The 17,858-nt window shown below is 43.3% G+C and carries 16 protein-coding genes; 13 read left to right on the top strand and 3 right to left on the bottom strand.

Features of this window, described 5'->3' with window-relative positions:
* The first annotated feature begins 204 nt into the window (after window positions 1-204).
* The 5 genes from O3629_RS02780 to O3629_RS02760 all read left to right on the top strand — a co-directional run bounded on the left by O3629_RS02780 (window position 205) and on the right by O3629_RS02760 (window position 5,427).
* Window positions 205-468, top strand: a complete 264-nt coding sequence (locus O3629_RS02780; protein ID WP_003016112.1) for a type II toxin-antitoxin system RelB/DinJ family antitoxin — start codon at window positions 205-207, stop codon at window positions 466-468.
* Window positions 461-739, top strand: coding sequence for a type II toxin-antitoxin system YafQ family toxin (locus O3629_RS02775; protein ID WP_003016081.1), 279 nt, complete (start codon window positions 461-463; stop codon window positions 737-739). The genes O3629_RS02780 and O3629_RS02775 overlap by 8 nt, the downstream gene beginning before the upstream one ends.
* Before the next feature lie 17 nt (window positions 740-756).
* Window positions 757-906, top strand: a complete 150-nt coding sequence (locus tag O3629_RS02770) for a hypothetical protein (RefSeq protein ID WP_371608684.1) — start codon at window positions 757-759, stop codon at window positions 904-906.
* A 172-nt stretch (window positions 907-1,078) separates the two neighbouring features.
* Window positions 1,079-3,931, top strand: a complete 2,853-nt coding sequence (locus tag O3629_RS02765) for an AAA family ATPase (protein WP_371608683.1) — start codon at window positions 1,079-1,081, stop codon at window positions 3,929-3,931.
* A gap of 254 nt (window positions 3,932-4,185) precedes the next feature.
* A complete protein-coding gene (locus O3629_RS02760) occupies window positions 4,186-5,427 on the top strand; it encodes an aminopeptidase (protein WP_061590964.1) in 1,242 nt (413 codons plus the stop codon).
* A gap of 203 nt (window positions 5,428-5,630) precedes the next feature.
* Here O3629_RS02760 and def read toward each other — a convergent pair whose 3' ends face one another.
* Both def and O3629_RS02750 read right to left on the bottom strand, forming a co-directional pair.
* Complete coding sequence (gene def, locus O3629_RS02755) at window positions 5,631-6,245, bottom strand: peptide deformylase (RefSeq protein WP_003004253.1); 615 nt, start codon at window positions 6,243-6,245, stop codon at window positions 5,631-5,633.
* Between the two features lie 60 nt (window positions 6,246-6,305).
* Window positions 6,306-6,992, bottom strand: a complete 687-nt coding sequence (locus O3629_RS02750) for a cyclic nucleotide-binding domain-containing protein (RefSeq protein ID WP_371608682.1) — start codon at window positions 6,990-6,992, stop codon at window positions 6,306-6,308.
* A gap of 146 nt (window positions 6,993-7,138) precedes the next feature.
* Here O3629_RS02750 and O3629_RS02745 point away from each other — a divergent pair, with 146 nt between their 5' ends.
* The 7 genes from O3629_RS02745 to trxA all read left to right on the top strand — a co-directional run bounded on the left by O3629_RS02745 (window position 7,139) and on the right by trxA (window position 14,659).
* A complete protein-coding gene (locus O3629_RS02745; protein WP_195623639.1) occupies window positions 7,139-8,302 on the top strand; it encodes an MFS transporter in 1,164 nt (387 codons plus the stop codon).
* Between the two features lie 105 nt (window positions 8,303-8,407).
* Window positions 8,408-9,559, top strand: a complete 1,152-nt coding sequence (locus O3629_RS02740) for an MFS transporter (protein WP_371608681.1) — start codon at window positions 8,408-8,410, stop codon at window positions 9,557-9,559.
* Between the two features lie 2 nt (window positions 9,560-9,561).
* Entirely contained in the window at window positions 9,562-10,290 is a 729-nt protein-coding gene (locus O3629_RS02735; protein WP_371608680.1) for a pseudouridine synthase, read from the top strand.
* 220 nt (window positions 10,291-10,510) lie between these two features.
* Window positions 10,511-13,210 carry a Cna B-type domain-containing protein gene (locus tag O3629_RS02730; protein ID WP_371608679.1) on the top strand — a complete coding sequence of 900 codons (2,700 nt, stop codon included), beginning with the start codon at window positions 10,511-10,513 and terminating at the stop codon, window positions 13,208-13,210.
* Between the two features lie 263 nt (window positions 13,211-13,473).
* Complete coding sequence (rpsO, locus tag O3629_RS02725; protein ID WP_003004251.1) at window positions 13,474-13,743, top strand: 30S ribosomal protein S15; 270 nt, start codon at window positions 13,474-13,476, stop codon at window positions 13,741-13,743.
* Between the two features lie 364 nt (window positions 13,744-14,107).
* On the top strand, window positions 14,108-14,332 hold the full coding sequence (locus O3629_RS02720; protein ID WP_247913517.1) for a DUF4649 family protein: 225 nt from the start codon (window positions 14,108-14,110) through the stop codon (window positions 14,330-14,332).
* A 12-nt stretch (window positions 14,333-14,344) separates the two neighbouring features.
* Window positions 14,345-14,659 carry a thioredoxin gene (trxA, locus tag O3629_RS02715; RefSeq protein WP_003013593.1) on the top strand — a complete coding sequence of 105 codons (315 nt, stop codon included), beginning with the start codon at window positions 14,345-14,347 and terminating at the stop codon, window positions 14,657-14,659.
* Window positions 14,660-14,711: 52 nt separating this feature from the next.
* On the opposite strand, the gene pepF is transcribed toward trxA, so the two are convergent.
* Window positions 14,712-16,508 carry an oligoendopeptidase F gene (pepF, locus tag O3629_RS02710; RefSeq protein WP_371608678.1) on the bottom strand — a complete coding sequence of 599 codons (1,797 nt, stop codon included), beginning with the start codon at window positions 16,506-16,508 and terminating at the stop codon, window positions 14,712-14,714.
* A gap of 374 nt (window positions 16,509-16,882) precedes the next feature.
* Here pepF and O3629_RS02705 point away from each other — a divergent pair, with 374 nt between their 5' ends.
* A complete protein-coding gene (locus O3629_RS02705) occupies window positions 16,883-17,848 on the top strand; it encodes a hypothetical protein (protein ID WP_024054789.1) in 966 nt (321 codons plus the stop codon).
* The last annotated feature ends 10 nt before the right edge of the window (window positions 17,849-17,858 follow it).

Raw genomic sequence — 17,858 nt, 5'->3', positions numbered from 1 at the left:
TAATCTGCTTCATATTTTTCACCTCTTAATATATGATAGCAACATTATATTCTAAAACTAAAACTCAGGCTGAGATCTCCCATATTTGGGATACTAATTTTATTTCTTTACTATATTTTAGTTTACAGCTATCCATTGTATATCCTATGGATTTACAATAGCCTTCTTTTTTGATACAATAAAAGATAGAAAGAAGGTGAGAATATGTCAAAGACGAGCATGAGTATCCGTTTGGATAGTGAGGTTAAGGAGCAAGCCCAACTGGTATTTAATCATTTAGGGATGGATATGACCACGGCTATCAACATTTTCCTTCGTCAGGCTATTCAATATCAGGGCTTACCTTTTGATGTTCGATTAGACGATCGTGGTAAGTTGCTCCAAGTAGTAACGGATGTAGAGCAAAATCGGAATATGAGTCAGCCCTTTGAATCGGTCTCAGACTTGATGGAGGACTTGCGTGCTTAAGATTCGTTATCATAAACAGTTTAAAAAAGATTTTAAGTTAGCAATGAAGCGAGGTTTGAAGGCAGAACTGTTAGAAGAAGTTTTGAATTTTCTGGTTCAAGAAAAAGAACTTCCTGTCAGATATCGTGACCATCAATTGACCAATTCCAAGCATTTCCAAGGTGTTCGGGAGTGTCATATCCAGCCGGATTGGCTTTTGGTTTACAAAGTAGATCAGGATGAATTGATTTTAAACTTGCTGAGGACAGGAAGTCACAGTGATTTGTTCTAGAAACAAAGGAGGAGAACATGAAGTTAGAAATTTTTGCAGAAGACAAACCAGCTGAAAAAGTCTTTGAGTACAAGCTAGAAGTGGCAGACAATGTGCTGCTCCTTTCCACTGCCATGCTCTCAGGAGTGATTGCTCTAGCTGGCTTATTTTCAGCCTTGAAAGATTAGATGATAGCCTCTATTTTCTTTTTGAAAATAGAGGTTTTTAAGTCCGTTCAGACCGGATAAGTGTTTTCTTTGGATCTGGATTGTGTTACAATTTTTAGTGACAAGTGTTTGTAAATAGGAAACAGAAAAACAATGGATGTTCTTCCAAAAGAATGAAACAGAGGAGAAGCGCGTGGCAAGATATTTAGTAGGTCCTTACAATAATAGTTGGAATTTTATGGATGCGCTTGAAAAAGCGCAGGATGGTGATACCATCGAGTTTGAAAATGGGTATGTCTTTCAATGGCCGACAAATAAAGTGATCGAGATCGACAAGAACCTTCATTTTGTGGGGCATGTGGTCCCAAATCCAAATGGCAATGGGCGCATGTTTAACAACACGATTGAGGCTTCCTTCCGATTTGTAGAGGGAGCTCAGGTGACATTTGAAGATCTGTGGTTTAAAGTTGGTGGGAATTATACTACCTTGCTCTTATGGAATAGCTCAGATATCACCTGTAAACAGGTCTATTTTGAAGCAACCACTCCAACAAATAATGAATTTTTTATCTATATGGATACGCATTCGAAGTTGACACTGGAAGGAGTCGGGATGAAGGTTCCGGAAAAACACCAAAGTGCCATCGGTATGTCCGCTTCGGAATTGTCTATTCGCAATTCAACGATTTTTTCTAAGATAGATCTGTCAGAAGGATCTAAATTGACCTTAGAAAATGTCCATATTGAAAAATTTGGGAATAATACCATCCATGCCAAGGACTCAGAAGTGATTGCAAAAAATTCAACGATTACAGGCGGGGATCTGGAAAAGGATTTTCCACCAGTTTGGTTGAGGAATGTCATCTGGGAGTCTGAAAACTGTAAAATTGAGCTGCCTACCGGTACTGGGGTCTGTCTTGACAATAATGTGCAATTCAATTCGGATTCGGATCGTATGACCTCCATCAATTCATTCAATAGTATGATCCGAGCTCACCAGGCTACATTTACAGAATTTTTATGCGTCTATGAAGAATCCTTTGCTTCCCTGACTGGAGAAACAACCTTCTTGAATGAGAATGCCCAAACCATTTCATTTGGAGTTTTTGATGATGGTGTGCTGATGGCTGAGCATATGATTTGTCATAAGATTGCGGATCCTAATATACGGCTTCAAGGTGGAGCTTTTGCGAAGGTGGGTACCGTGACCTATAGGCAGGGCGATGCGCGTGATCTGACCAAGGAAATCGAGGATGGATGTGACTATCTCATTGGCAGAGAAGTGGCCAAGGGCAATGCGCAAGTCGTTGCTACGGGACAGGCAATGGATGCAACGGTGGCTCCAACCACCGCAAGAGACTCTGGACCAGAGAAGAAACAAGATGCTCTTCAGGAACTCAATAGCCTGATTGGTCTTGAAAAAGTCAAACATGAGATCAAGAAAATGATCAACATGGTGGAATTTAACAAGAAACGAATCGCCAGTGGCAAGGCACCTGAAAAGCAAACCTTGCATGCTGCCTTTATGGGAAATCCTGGTACAGGGAAAACCACTGTGGCCCGTCTGTTGGGACAAGTGCTCTTTGATGCGGGTGTCCTCTCAGGGGAAGAATTCCGTTTCGTGGAAGCAACGGAGTCCGATCTGATTTCTTCGAATATTGGAGGAACGGCTGAACAGACCCAAGCCCTGCTTGAAAAAGCGCGAGGAGGCATTCTCTTTATTGATGAAGCCTATAGCTTGGATAAAAAGGACAGCGGTGCGGACTTTGGGATCGAGGCGATCAATACCATCCTCAAATTTATGGAGGACAATCGTGACGACATCATGATTATCTTTGCCGGCTATACCAAGGAAATGGAAGAGTTCTTAAAGACCAATCCAGGCCTTCGTTCTCGGGTACCAAATAATTTCATCTTTGAAGATTTCACAGGAGATGAGATTGTCCAACTAGGTGAAATGATCCTGAGCAAAGGAGACTACAAACTCGAAGACCGGGATTACTATGCGCGGCATGTTAAACGGGCTTATGATGGCTCGCTAGATAAGAGCAATGGTCGCTGGATCCGTAACCTGGATGAGCAATTGACCAAGACCATGGCAGATCGGGTGGTGGCCCAAGGTTCTGACGATATTGAGACCATCCTCAATAGCGATATTGATGCTGTCCTTAACCAAGGTAAGTATCAAGCAGGAGCCGACAAGGAAGAAGATGGGATGGCTGCCCTCAACCGTTTGGTTGGAATTGCTAAGGTGAAAGAGCAAGTTGAACAATTCGTGGCCATGGCTGAGTTCAACCAAAAACGGGCTGAACAAGGTGGCATCGTTGAAGATACGACCTTGCACTCTCTCTTTCTTGGAAACCCCGGTACAGGGAAAACGACTGTGGCCCGCATTTTGGGTAATATCCTCTTCCAAAAGGGGGTTATCAAGCAGAAGAAGTTTATCGAAGTATCCCGGAGCAATCTGGTTGGAGGCTACCAAGGTCAAACAGCCTTGAAGACGCGCGAAGTCCTAGAAAGTGCACTGGGTGGAGTCCTCTTTATCGATGAGGCCTATACGCTTTATACCGGTTTAAATGACGATTTTGGGAAGGAAGCCTTGGACGAAGTCCTCAAATTTATGGAGGATCACCGCCGCGATATCGTCATTATCTTTGCTGGTTACACGAAAGAGATGCACGACTTCTTGCAGGTCAATTCAGGTCTACAAAGCCGGATCCCAACTACATTTGATTTTGAAGACTACAGCCCAGATGAGATCGTGGAGATCGGTTTGTTAGGATTGCGTAAGCAAGGTTACCAGGTCAATGAAGCCCTTTATGGAGAGATTGTGAAAGGGAATTATATGCGTGCCAATGACCATAGTAATGGTCGCTGGGTCCGCAATCTCAATGAAAAACTCTTGCGCCAAGTATCAACTCGGGTAACCCGTGAAGGTAGTACAGACTACAATTCCATTTTGGATCAAGATTTGGAAGCTTTGAGAGAGAATAGCAGTTCAGAGCAACCCCATACCGTGGATGATCAAGGCTATGTTCTTCCTTAAGCTGAAGGAACAAGAAAAAAGAGGCTGGGACAAAAGTCCTAGCCTCTCAATTATTTTTGGATTGTCGAGCAAGACGCAGTGGTTGAGTGGGCTCTACTACGCTGATTTCATCAGCTTTTACAGCCCTACTCAACTGTGCGGAGGTGGGACGACGAAATCGAATTCTAACGAATTATCGATTTCTGTCCCACTCTCTTTTTACATGGACTTATGGTATACTAGGAGGAGATCATTCACTTATGAAGGAGAAAACAATGGTTTTACCAAATTTTAAAGAAAACCTCGAAAAATACGCTAAATTGTTAGTGGCGAACGGTATCAATGTGCAACCTGGGCATACCTTGGTCTTGAACATCGATGTGGAACAAAGAGAATTGGCCCACTTGATCGTGAAGGAAGCCTATGCCTTGGGGGCGCATGAAGTGATTGTCCAATGGGCAGATGATTTCACTACCCGGGAAAAATTCCTCCATGCACCGATGGATCGTTTGGACAATGTGCCAGACTACAAGATTGCGGAGATGAACTACCTCTTAGACCACAAAGCTAGTCGCTTGGGTGTGCGCTCGTCTGATCCAGGTGCCTTAAATGGTGTTGATGCAGAGAAGCTTTCTGCCTCGGCTAAGGCTTTGGGCATGGCCATGAAACCAATGCGCATCGCTACTCAATCTAACAAGGTCAGCTGGACCGTTGCTGCTGCAGCAGGTTTAGAATGGGCGAAAAAGGTCTTCCCAAATGCGGCGAGCGATGAAGAAGCAGTGGATCTCCTTTGGGATCAAATCTTCAAGACTTGCCGGGTATACGAAGAAGATCCAGTCAAGGCTTGGGAAGAGCATGCTGCTATTTTGAAGAGCAAGGCAGATACACTGAATAAGGAACAATTCTCAGCCCTTCACTACACTGCGCCAGGAACTGACTTGACTCTTGGCTTGCCGAAAAACCACGTCTGGGAATCTGCCGGAGCCATCAATGCCCAAGGTGAAAGCTTCTTGCCAAACATGCCGACAGAAGAGGTCTTCACAGCTCCTGACTTCCGTCGTGCAGAAGGCTATGTAACGTCTACAAAACCGCTTAGCTACAATGGAAACATCATCGAAGGCATCAAAGTGACCTTTGAAAATGGAGAAATCGTAGATATCACAGCAGAAAAAGGCGATCAAGTCATGAAAGATTTGGTCTTCAAAAACAAGGGAGCGCGTGCCTTGGGTGAATGTGCCCTCGTCCCAGATCCAAGCCCAATTTCCCAATCAGGCATTACCTTCTTTAACACCCTCTTTGATGAAAATGCCTCTAACCACTTGGCCATCGGAGCAGCCTATGCTACCAGTGTAGAAGGTGGCGCAGAATTCACAGAAGAAGAACTCGAAGCAGCCGGCCTCAACCGCTCAGACGTCCACGTTGACTTCATGATCGGCTCAAGCCAAATGGATATCGACGGCATCCGAGAAGACGGCACCCGTGTCCCAGTCTTCCGCAACGGAGATTGGGCAATATAGGGAGCAGGACAGAAATCGGTAGACGCAGTCTCGATTTCGTAGTCCTGCCCCCACACAGTTGATTAGACTGGACGAAGAACCGAAAGGTTCGAGTGCCGTCAATCAACCACTGTGCCAAGAGACAGAAATCGGTAGGCGCAGTCTCGTAAAAAAAGTAAGGTAGTAGTGATATTTCACTACTACCTTACTTTTTGTCATTTGCGCTATTCTAGAATCAAGAGGCCTTCTTTGATTTCAAATGGATTGTTTGGGTTGATGCGGTCATAGAACATGATGCCGTTGGTGTGGTCGATTTCATGTTGAACAACGATGGAGTTGTAGCCTTTGAGTTTGATGCGTTTCTTTTCCCCATCTTTTGTGAAATACTCAACGGTCACGCGGGCATGGCGAACCACATATCCTGGGACGTTGCGGTCTACTGAGAGACAGCCTTCCCCGTCGCCAAGCGCTGCATCTTGAACAGAATGAGCGACAACCTTTGGATTGTACATGACTTCTTGAAGGCTATAGGCTTCTTTTGGTGGGTTGCCATCGGCATCTTCTGGATTGGGAACCAAAACAGCGATGATTCGTTTAGAGATATCCAACTGTGGTGCTGCGAGTCCCACTCCTCCACGGAGGCCAAGTTTTTCAGCCATAACAGGGTCTTGAGAATGGTGCAAGAATTGCATCATTTTTTCACCCAGGATAATTTCCTGATCAGACAAAGGGAAGGTCACATCTTCCGCAACCGCTCGAAGTGTTGGATTTCCTTCGCGGATAATGTCATCCATATCAATCAAATGGGACGCTCTTGTAACTTTTTCAATTGCTTTCATCGTTTTACTCTCACTTTCTTTCTACCCTCCATGATAACACAAAAGAGCCTAAAATTAAAGTTATCTGTCGACGGTTTCCGCATGTTTGATGGACAAATCACTCATCCTTTTTGCATCTAAAATCGTATAGATCCGTCCTTCTCTTTGGACTAAGCCCTCTTCGATCATCTGCTTGATGACGCGGCTAAGGTGGCGGTAGCTGATCCCAAAACGCAGAGCCAGCTGATTCATCTTGGGCTTGAGGGTCCCATTTTCATCGCAATGCTCCAGAAAATGCGTAGCGAGGCGTTCCTTGACCGAATAATGAAAGTTGGCAGGAGCCAAATAGTTGATCTGGTGCAATTTCTCAGCCAAGGTCTTGGCCGTAGAGCGCAAAAAGGTTGGATCAAGCAGGAGGCGCTTCTTAAAGTGCTGGGCTGGGAGCTGAACGACTAGCGAGTCTTGGTCTGCAATGACCGATGTGATACAGACCCGATCGAGCAGGAGCTCAATCTCTCCTAAGAGTCCAGGTTTTTCTTGGATTTCAAGGATGGTGTCGCTACCGTTTTCAAGACTGTGGACGATCTTGAGCCGACCTTTGAGAAAATAAGGAATGACATCTTGTTCAGAACCTTGGCGGCAGATATAATCTCCAGCCTGATAGAGAACGAGGTCCAGCTGGCTAAGACAGTCGCCTGGAAAGATCTGGTCCAATTGGTAGTCTGTGATGATTTCCTTGAGTCTTGTAGATGGGGAAATTTTTTTCATCTCAATCTCCTAAAATAGGACAAATGTCCTGTTTTTCTATTTCTAAATCGATTATACTAGGATTCTATTGAAAATACTAGTTTGAATCTTTCCTAAAAAAAACTAGTAAAGTCAAATGTTACCAGTAAAGTGTAGGAAATAAAAAAATGAAAAAAACAATGGAAAGAATCAGTCTCTTGAGCTTGTCGCTCATGCTGATCTCATCTTTTTCAATTACAGCCGGTTTGCCAGCTATGAAGGCCTATTTCAGCCAATTCGGATATTCAGCAGGACAGGTGGAACTCTTGGTTTCCCTGCCGGCCTTTGCGGTTGTGGTCATGCTCTTTTTAAATAGCCTGATCGAGCGGTGGATGAGTGAGCGCCAGATGATTGTCGCAGGGCTCTTGCTCTTTTCAACTAGCGGCCTTGTGCCTTTGGTCGTGCAGGACTATCCTCTCATCTTTCTGAGTCGTTTTCTCTTTGGTTTGGGGACAGGAATGATCAATGCCAAGGCTATTTCGATTATCAGTGAACGCTACTCAGGCAATGACAAGACTCGGATGCTGGGCTATCGGGGGTCTGCTGAAGTGGTGGGTTCTGCCATCTTGACTTTTATGGTGGGACAACTCTTACCCCTAGGCTGGCCAGCGATCTTTGCTGTATATGGAGGTGGTTACTTGATTTTACTCCTCTATATCCTTTTTGTCCCCTATCCTAAGGGGAAAAAACAGGCTAGCTTGAAGGAGAAAAAGAAAGGTTCCGCACGCCTTCGCTCCCCTCAATGGCGTTTTAGTCTGATGCTAGCCGTGATTGCTGGTATCATCATTTGTTTCAATTCCATCATTAGCCTGCGCGTGCCGGATATCATTGTTGACGCTCGTATGGGAACAGCGACAACAGCTGGAACAGTCCTAAGTCTGATGCAATTGACAGGGATTGTAGCGGGAGTGGGCTTTGCTAGTTTGACACATGTTTTCAAAAAGAACTTGCTCATGATCATGTGCTTTGGTTTCGGTCTAGCGTTAGCCTTGATTGGCTTGTCTGGACAGCTGTGGAGCCTGGTTCTAGGAACCCTCTTGGCAGGATTTACCTACAGTACAGGAGTAACCAGTATCTTCTATCACTTATCTGAAAAAATTCCGACTAATCTTCTGAATCTTGCGACCTCGCTTGTCTTGATTGGCTGCAATCTTGGATCAGCCGTCTCTTCTTTCTTCATCCAGTTGGTGACGCCACTAGCTCCTTCCAATCATCTGCTCTTTGTCTGGATTGGTGCTTTGATGCTCCTAACAGGAGTCTTCGCCTCACAATTACTAGCACGAACGAAATGATTGAAAAATCATTTCGTTTTTTTAATTCAATCTATTGCGTCCTGTCACTAGCTCGTGTTATTATAGGAGGAGTGTGAAAAAAAGAATAGTTTAAAGGAAAAAATAATGAAAAGAATCATGGAGAAAGTGAGTATTCTTGCGCTTTCATTTATATTGACGACTTCGTTTTCGATTTCGAGTGCGCAGTCGGCCATGTTTGCCTATTACAAGGAAATTCCTCACAGCATGATTGAGCTCTTGGTCTCGCTTCCTTCTGCAGGGATCATGGTTTCACTCATTTTCAATAAATGGATTGGGCGACTATTTTCAGAGCGTCAGATGATTGTGATAGGCCTAGTCGCTTACGCTCTATGTGGCTTTATTCCCTTAATCAGTCCAGCTTATCCGGTTGTCTTTTTGTCTCGGATTATTTTCGGGATGGCGGTTGGCTTACTCAATGTTTCTGCCATTGCCATTATCAGTGAGCGCTATAAAGGAAAAGAACGTGTCCAAACACTTGGCATTCGTGGCTCTGCAGAAGTTGTCGGGACAGCAGTTCTGACCTTTGGGGTTAGCCTTTTGATCCGCTTTGGCTGGCAGGCTGCCTTTCTCGTCTATGGAATCAGTATTCCTATCTTGCTCTTGTATCTCTTATTTGTCCCTTATGGTTCGAAAACAGTGGATGCAGAGGAGAAACATCGGAATGATCAAATGACAGCTAGTCAATGGCGGACAGCGCTTGGCCTAGCAGTCGTCGCGGCGTCAATCGTCTTGTCTAATGTCATGATAACCATCCGGATTCCAAGTGTAGTGGAGCAAGTTGGTCATGGCACTGCCCAAACTGCAGGGCTTATTTTAGCAGCCATGCAATTTGTTGGAATCTTGGCAGGTTTGGCCTTCTCGCCCTTGACCCAACTATTCCGCGATCGTTTATTATTAGTTTCGGGAGTAGCTTTTGGTGTGGCCCAAATGTTGATCGGGGTCTCTCCAAATCTCTTGATTCTTGCCCTTGTAACCATTGCTTCTGGCTTCGCCTACAGTGTGGCTTTGACAACAGTTTACAATGTCTTATCTGATAAGATGCCAGCAGGGGTCTTGAGCCAGGCAACGTCCATTGCGGTTTTGGGATGTAGTACAGGTTCGATCGCAACGACCTTTGTCCTTAGTCTATTAGGGACGATCTCATCTGCTCCAGTCTTCATTTTTGGATTTTCTGGTATCCTCATGATCCTGGTTTCCTTTTTTGGCCTTTGGATTGTGCGAAAGAGCGGGAAGTAATTATGCGGCTAGATAAATTTTTAGTGGATTGCGGCGTGGGGAGCAGGACCGAGGTCAAGCAACTCCTCAAGCAAAAGAAAATCGCAGTGAATGGAAAAAAAGAGACAGCAGGGAAGCTACAGATTGATCCAGACAAGGATCAGGTGACCTTTATGGGGGAAAATCTGGTCCATGAAACCTTTGTGTATTATCTGCTCAATAAACCAGCTGGGGTCATCTCAGCGACTGAAGATGACCATCACCAAACTGTGCTGGACTTATTGGATGAGACAGCCCGTCACAAGGAAGTTTTTCCTGTCGGGCGCCTGGATATCGATACCCATGGCTTGCTCCTTTTGACCAATAATGGCAAGCTCGCCCATGCCATGCTTTCGCCAAAGAAGCATGTGTCGAAGATCTACCGTGCCCAGGTGGCTGGGATCATGGATGAGGCAGATGTAGCCCGTTTTGAAGCAGGCATTGCCCTCAAAGATTTCACGACCTTGCCCGCGAGATTGCAGATCGTAGAGGTGAATGAGGCAAATGCCAGCTCCTACGTCGAAATCGAAATCGCTGAAGGAAAATTCCATCAGGTCAAGCGCATGGTCGCTGCCTGTGGCAAGGAAGTGGTGGATTTAGAGCGTATTTCTATGGGTCCTCTAACGCTAGATCCAACTCTTCAATTGGGAGAATGGCGGAGGCTCCATCCTTCTGAACTCAAGTCCCTAGAGGTCTTCGGAGTTCCCTTATAAGCAAAAAACCAAGCAGTCTGATTCCTACAGACTGCTATTTTTTATTTGTTTCAAAAAAATGTACTTAAAATACAAAAAGCATATATATTAGCTTGTCTTCTCAAAGTAAATCGATTATAATGAAAAAAGATAGGTTGTGTAAAAAATCACAATATGTAGTGATAATTTTTCGACTCACATACCTTATCTAGTAAACGTAGAAAAAGGAGAAAAATCGTTTATGAAAAAGTGGCTCTATTCTGTTGTGACAACAGTTGCCCTATTTTTACTAGCGGCTTTAGGATTTGCCAAACCCAATAGTCCAGCTAAAGTCCATGCAGATACGATCAATGATGTTGTGACATCTGTAAACATCTCGAAATCAACTGGTGGAGCGATTACAGATCCACTCGGTGTTTGGGAGAGTTTTCAAGTTGAAGCAAACTTTGTGTTGCCAAATGGACGTGTAAAAAAGGGAGATCAGACCGTTATCCAACTTGGAGATGGCTTTAAGGTCTTTGAAACGGACACCATTGACCTGCTGGATCCAAGTGGTCAAAAAGTTGCGACAGCAACGGTAGACGATCAAAGAAAGGTCATCACAGTAACCTATACAGACTATCCTGAAAGAATGGCCAATGTGACAGGGAAACTGCGTTTCTTTGCGCGTGTTGACCACCAAGTCGTCAAAGGACAAAAGACACTTGATTTTACTCTTACGATCGATAAGAAAGTGATTTCAGGTGGGAATATCGATTACAAAGGGGTCAATCCAGGTGAGAATCCTCCTACTCCAGAAGTCTTTAGCAAATGGGGTTGGACCAACTCAGATGATAAATTAAAATTGACCTATACCTTGAACATCAATCAAGGCCACACAGCCCTTCATAATATTGACATTAAAGACCAATTGGCCTTTACAGATGGGAAGATCAAAGCAGATTCTGTCAACATCCATACAGGAACTTGGCAGGTCAGTGATGAAGATGGGGCTTATCATTTAAAAGATACCACAAATGTCACGAAGAATTATTCTCCTGTTGTCAGCGCTGATGGTCGTTCTCTAACGATTCATATTGGCGATCTAGCTCCTGAACAAGGGATGACTGTTCGCTATGATGTCTATCTGGACAAGGTTCCAGCCATCAATACATCCTTTAAAAACAATGCTAGCATGACAGCTACAGAAATCAAGGAACAAAATAAGGTTGCAGACATTCTGTATCAGTTCCTTGATGGAAAATTCAATGGTGAGAAATACTCCTTCACCATTCACAAAAAAGGTGAAAATGGTCAAGCGCTTGCCGGTGCCGTCTTTGCTGTGACAGCAGATGATACTGGTGAGCAAGTGGGAACCATTACGACAGATGAGAATGGTGTTGGCACCATTACTGGCTTGATCAAACAAGCTTATACGGTTCAAGAAATTCAAGCTCCAGCAGGTTATGTTCTCTCAGAAGAACCTATCAAGATCAGCAAGGATGATTTTGGAAATGACCTTGCGATTACTCGTGATGTTGTGAACCAAAAAGAAAAAACAAGCGTTGCTGGCCAAAAGACATGGAATGATAATGACAACCAAGATGGCAAGCGTCCATCAAAAATCACAGTCAATCTCCTAGCAAATGGTGTCAAAGTCGCTTCTAAAGAAGTGAAACCAGATGCTACAGGAACTTGGGCTTATCATTTTGATAATCTCGATGTGGTCGATGATGCTGGCAATGTCATTGCCTACACTGTTTCAGAAGAACCTGTTGAAGGCTATGAAGCGACTATTGAAGGAACCAATATTACCAACAGTCGGACACCAGAAGTTGTTGAGATTCCAGTAACGAAAGTTTGGAAAGACAATGATAACCAAGATGGCGTTCGTCCTGACAAGGTCACTGTTCGTCTCCTTGCAGATGGTACAGAAGTAGCTAGCCAAGAGCTAAGTGCAGCGACTGATTGGAAGACAGTCTTTACCAATCTTCCAAAATACAATCACGGCAAACAAATTGTCTACACAGTCACAGAAGACACAGTAGCCAATTACTCTGCTGCGATTGATGGAACAATCATTACCAATAGCTACAAGCCAGGTAAAACCAGCGTTACTGTTACAAAACGTTGGGAAGACAACAATGACCAAGATGGCAAACGTCCAAGCGCCATTAAGGTACAGCTCTATGCAGATGGCAAAGCTCAAGGAAAAGAAGTGGAACTTTCTGCTAAAAATAACTGGACCCATACCTTTAGCAATTTGCCTCTAAAAGCGAAAGGCAAAGAGATTCAGTACCTAGTGAAAGAAGTTGGAACAGTCAAAGGCTATACTAGTACGGTCGATGACAGTAACAAGGGAAATGTAGTGATTACCAATAGCCGCACACCAGAAGTAACAGAAGTAGCGGTCAAGAAGATCTGGGATGATGCAGACAATAAAGATGGTCTTCGTCCTGAAAAAATCACAGTTCGTCTCCTTGCGGATGGTCAAGAAGTAGCTGTAAAAGAAATCACAGCTACTGATAATTGGCAGGCAAGCTTCACGGATCTACCTGTATACAAGGAAGGTAAGAAGATTGCCTACACGATTACAGAGGATCCAGTAGCAGGTTATATAAGCAACATTGATGGTTTCACGGTAACGAATCGTCATACACCACCAACAACACCTCCTACCACACCACCAAGCACACCACCAAGCACACCGCCAACGACACCGCCTACAACCCCACCAACGACACCGCCAACAACACCTCCTACAACTCCACCGACGACACCACCAACAACGCCGCCAAGCACACCGGAAAAACCAGAAACTCCAACTACACCAAAAGAAGGAAAGAAAAAAATTCTTCCATCAACTGGTGAAGTTGTTGCTTACGGATTGACCATACTCGGTGCCCTCTTAGCAATTTTTGCTTTGGCTTTGCTCTTGCGTGGTAAACGGAAAGAGAAATAAGCTTCATACCGATAAAAGGCAAATATCCTAAAAGATATTTGTCTTTTTGAATAAGTTGCTTGAAGAATGATCCATCAAACTGTCCAAATTCCCAAGGTTCTTTTTAGAAAAGTGAAAAGCTCCTCTCAAAGGAAACATAAGTGTTTGACAGAAAGATGAAATCTTGGTAGAATAAGAAAGTCGAATAGACAACTAACTCTTTCTTGGTAGCAGGATATGCCAAACCTGCCACTCGGATAGAGCATAAAGAAAAGGAGCTTATCATGGCAATCTCAAAAGAGAAAAAAAATGAAATCATTGCACAATACGCACGTCACGAAGGTGACACTGGTTCAGTAGAAGTACAAGTTGCTGTCCTTACTTGGGAAATCAACCACTTGAACGAACATATCAAACAACACAAAAAAGACCACGCTACTTACCGTGGTTTGATGAAGAAAATCGGTCGCCGTCGTAACTTGTTGGCTTACCTTCGTACAAACGACGTTAACCGTTACCGTGAGTTGATCAACTCTCTTGGACTTCGTCGTTAATTCAAGATACAAAGGCCGTCAAAAGCACAAAGCAAAAATAGGAAAATTGACGAAGAAGCTTCAGCTTCTAGGAGATTTTATCTTTTTTGCCAAGTGCTTAGGCCGTGTTCAATTGAATACAAAAAAAGTTACTCTATTATAGGGTGACTTTTCTTTTTCACTAGAATTATAGTACAATCTTCGGTTCGTCGCCTTGTCTAGAAACGTTCTATCCAGCAAGAATGGAGCTCTCTGGATTCAGGGGGCTGTTTTCTTGTCTTTTCCTTATCGAACAAGATCCATCATTCTGAGGAAGTCGTTTTGTTTGACAGATGTAATATCTAGAGTTACAATTGATGCATCATAAGAAATAGAGGTTATCGATATGATTGAAATTACATATCTAGACGGTGCAAAACAAGAAAGAGTCATGCATTTTGATTCCTACGAAGAGTTTGAACGCTCCCAACAAGCCTGCTTGATTGGGGTAGCAGATTTTTATCCTGTTGTGAAACTGACCTATAATGGGCATGAGTTGGATTACCAAGGGACTTACGGAGATGTTTTCTTCTATTTAATGAAGCAAGATTTGACCCAGTACCAAAACTAAAGGAGAAAGAAAATGGCAAAAGCAATTACAGACGCAACATTTGAAGCAGAAACAAAAGAAGGCTTGGTCTTGGTAGACTTTTGGGCAACCTGGTGTGGTCCATGTCGCATGCAAGCTCCTATTTTAGAAAAATTATCGGAAGAACTTTCGGAAGATGAGTTAAAAATCCTAAAAATGGATGTGGATGAAAATCCAGAAACAGCTCGTGCTTTCGGCATTATGTCCATCCCAACCTTGCTCTTTAAAAAAGATGGACAGGTTGTTAAACAAGTAGCAGGAGTGCATACCGCAGCGCAAATTAAGGCCATTGTGGCAGAGTTGAGTTAAAAAGCAAAAAAGCTAAAGAGGAATGAACCTTCTTTAGCTTTTTTTTTGAATTTTATTCTCCCAATTCTGCACTGTAGGCAATGATTTGATCCACAGTGTCTGAAAGGAATTGGATGGTATCGCGAAGTGGTTTGTCGGTTGAGATATCTGCTCCGATAATCATGGCTGACTCAAGTGGGGTCTTGCTACCACCTGATTTAAGGAGATCTAGCCAATCTTTGGCTCCGTTTTCAGAGTCCTTCAAGTGCAGGTAACCTGCTGTTGAGATAACCAAGCCAGCTGAGTAGGTGTAGCTGTAAAGTCCCATGTAGTAGTGGCTTTGGCGCATCCATGTTAGAGCTGCATCGTCATCGATTTCAACAGCGTCTCCCCAGAATTCGGTCAAGACTTCCTTCATGATGCTGTTGAGCTTGCTAGCGCCGAAGGTTCCACCTTCTTCAATCAGGGTGTAGACCTTGCGTTGGAAAGCTGCTTCTAGCAAGTGGGTGATGAAGTTGTGGAAGTAGGTGTCTGTCAAACGGTGAGCTAGGGCAAAGCGTTTTTGACGAGGATCGTCAAACTGGTGTTCCAAGTAGTCGCTAAGGAGGAGTTCATTAAAGGTAGAAGGAGCTTCCACATAGTAGGTCGACATGTGGGCGTTGAAGTAGCTTTGGTTGTTGTCTGAGAAGATGAATTGACCAGAGTGTCCAATCTCGTGGATCAGGGTATAAACATCGCTCATCCGTCCTGTCCAACTCATGAGGACATAAGGATGGACACGGTAAGGATCGGCTGCATAACCACCAGAATCCTTGCCTTCATTGGCCGCAAAGTCGACCCAACGTTCGGTTTGGTAGCGGGCGATTTCGCGGGAATATTCTTCGCCAAGAGGTTCCACGGATTTCATGACCAAATCATAAGCATCATCAATGGTAACATCTGGGTTGAGCGCACTGTCCAAGTCCAACTTCCAATCAGCAAAGGTCATTTTCTCAAGGCCGTTGACCTTGGCCACGTGTTTGAGGAATTTTTGAGCTACTGGAGCGAAATCCTTCATGATCAGGTCAATCTGACGATCAAACATGGCACGATCCACTTCCTGCTCAGCTAAGAGATAGTCAAATACGGAATCGTAGCCTCGCATATCTGCGATTAGTTTTTCAGATTTGACTTGGGCTAGATAGGTAGCAGCAGCCGTGTTTTGGTGCTTGCGGAGACCTTCTGAGAAGGAACGAAAGGCTTTTTCACGGACTTCCGCATTCTCATGGTTTTGGTAGAAGTTTTCATAGGTGACAAAGCTATTCTTGTAAACTTTTCCATCTACTTCAAAATCAGCCATTTCAAAGTCACCTGCCCGCATCTTGGTATAGATGTCTTGCGGTCCGTAGAAGACTTCACCAAGGTTGGTCAGAGTTTTTTCCACATCAGCTCCCAAGTAGTGAGCTTTTTTGATTTTAGCCTGACGAATGGCAAAAGTGAGGTGAGGGAGTTGTCCGAGACGTTCAAGGACTTCTTCATCCGCTTCTACCAAAGCATCGTCAAAGAAGGAAAGTTCAACGCTGGCCCAAGTTTCGAAATCCATCCCTGCTTGGGCAATTTCCGCAAAAGTTTCATCGCCAAAGTCCGTCGTTTGGGGCATAAAGCTGTAGTTGCCAATGTGGCTGAGTTGGATCTGAATTTGTTCAAAGACTGTAAAGGCAGCTTCAAAGTCTTCAAAGGTGTGGAGGTTGCCTTTGTAGTTACGGACAAATTCATTGATTTCTTCACGTGTTTTTTCAATGGCACGCAAGAAGTCTTCCTGGTCTTGGTAGAGGGCTGTGAGGTCCCAGAGTTCGTTCTCAGGAAATTCAGAACGTTTTTTTAATTCCATAGTGTTCTCCTTTTGATCAAATAACTATACTAAGTATATCAGAAAAAAGGGCAGAAACATAGAGGGAGAGGGGAAAATGCTTGTGTAAAAATCTTGAAAAGAGCTGGAAAAAAGTTAAGATTAAAAAACTTAAGTTTAACCACTATATTTAGGTAAGGCATGGATTGGAATTTCGCTGATATACTTAGTACATCAGAGTATTGCATTTCATGCAATACTCTGATATACTTAGTACATCAGAGTATTGCATTTCATGCAATACTCAACACTAATGGCTCTAAAGAATATAAGGATTGCTTAATAATTTTTTGTGGCAATTCTTATATTCAAAATTTTAGTAAAATGTTGCTAATTAGTGATAGAGGAGGTTATTAATGGAAACAAGAGAAGAAATTGTCTCTAAATTAGAACTCATTCGTGAGAATATATTGGGATTTATTCAAGCCCGTTCACGTCAAGTTACACTTGTTAATCAAATGAGAACAGCTAAATTGATTCAACAAGATGAATATAACGAAAACACATTGTCTCATAAATCCCTCAAGCTTGCTTTTTCAATTATGGTATTTTCAAGTATTTCGATACTATTAGGGGATTTATTGTATGTCATCTTACTTGGTGCTGTGAATCGATTAATCGGTGATATTATCTTTGAAGTTTTGTTCTTATCAGGATTTTTATTTCTATTATTTCGTCGTATGAAAGGTTCAAAGGATAGCTGGATTTATCCAGCGACACTGATTATGGGAGGGATCTTACTTGTATTCCCTCTACGTTTGCTTTTGACTCCTAATCCTATAACATTAATTCTACTTGGAGTGTCAATTGTAGCCACTTATTTTATCATTCAAAATAAGCTGGAATTAATGATTGCGTTTGTGAATAAAGGTATTCGTAATAAAAATGAACAGCATTTAAGAGATTACCAAGCAGTGGTTGCAGAAAATCAACGATTAGAATTGGCCTATCAGCAAGAGGGACGTTTGATGGAAAATTTCCGGAATCAAGCTGTAGCAATTGGTCAAGGATGGTACCCTAAGGATTATTACGCACTAGATGCAGTGAATTATCTAATTCACGCGTTTAATAACTTTAAAGCAGATAACATAAAAGAAGCGATTAATTTATATGATACATATTTAGACCGAGAAGCACGTCGAGCCTTTGAGGCAGAGATGATCGAACTTGAGAAAGAGCAGATTATTAATCAAGAACGGATGATCAAGCTTCAAGAACATGCAAATATTTTAAGTGCAAGACAAATTGCAGAAACACAAGAAGCGGCTGCTGCATCACGTGCTGTAGCAAGTGAACTTGAGAATATTCGTTATGGAAGATAAAAAATCCGGA

The organism is Streptococcus sp. 27098_8_12 (genome assembly GCF_041432115.1).
Lineage (GTDB): Bacteria > Bacillota > Bacilli > Lactobacillales > Streptococcaceae > Streptococcus > Streptococcus parasanguinis_V.
Note: the sequence above shows the minus strand (reverse complement) of the source record. Positions and strands in the feature narration are given on the sequence as shown.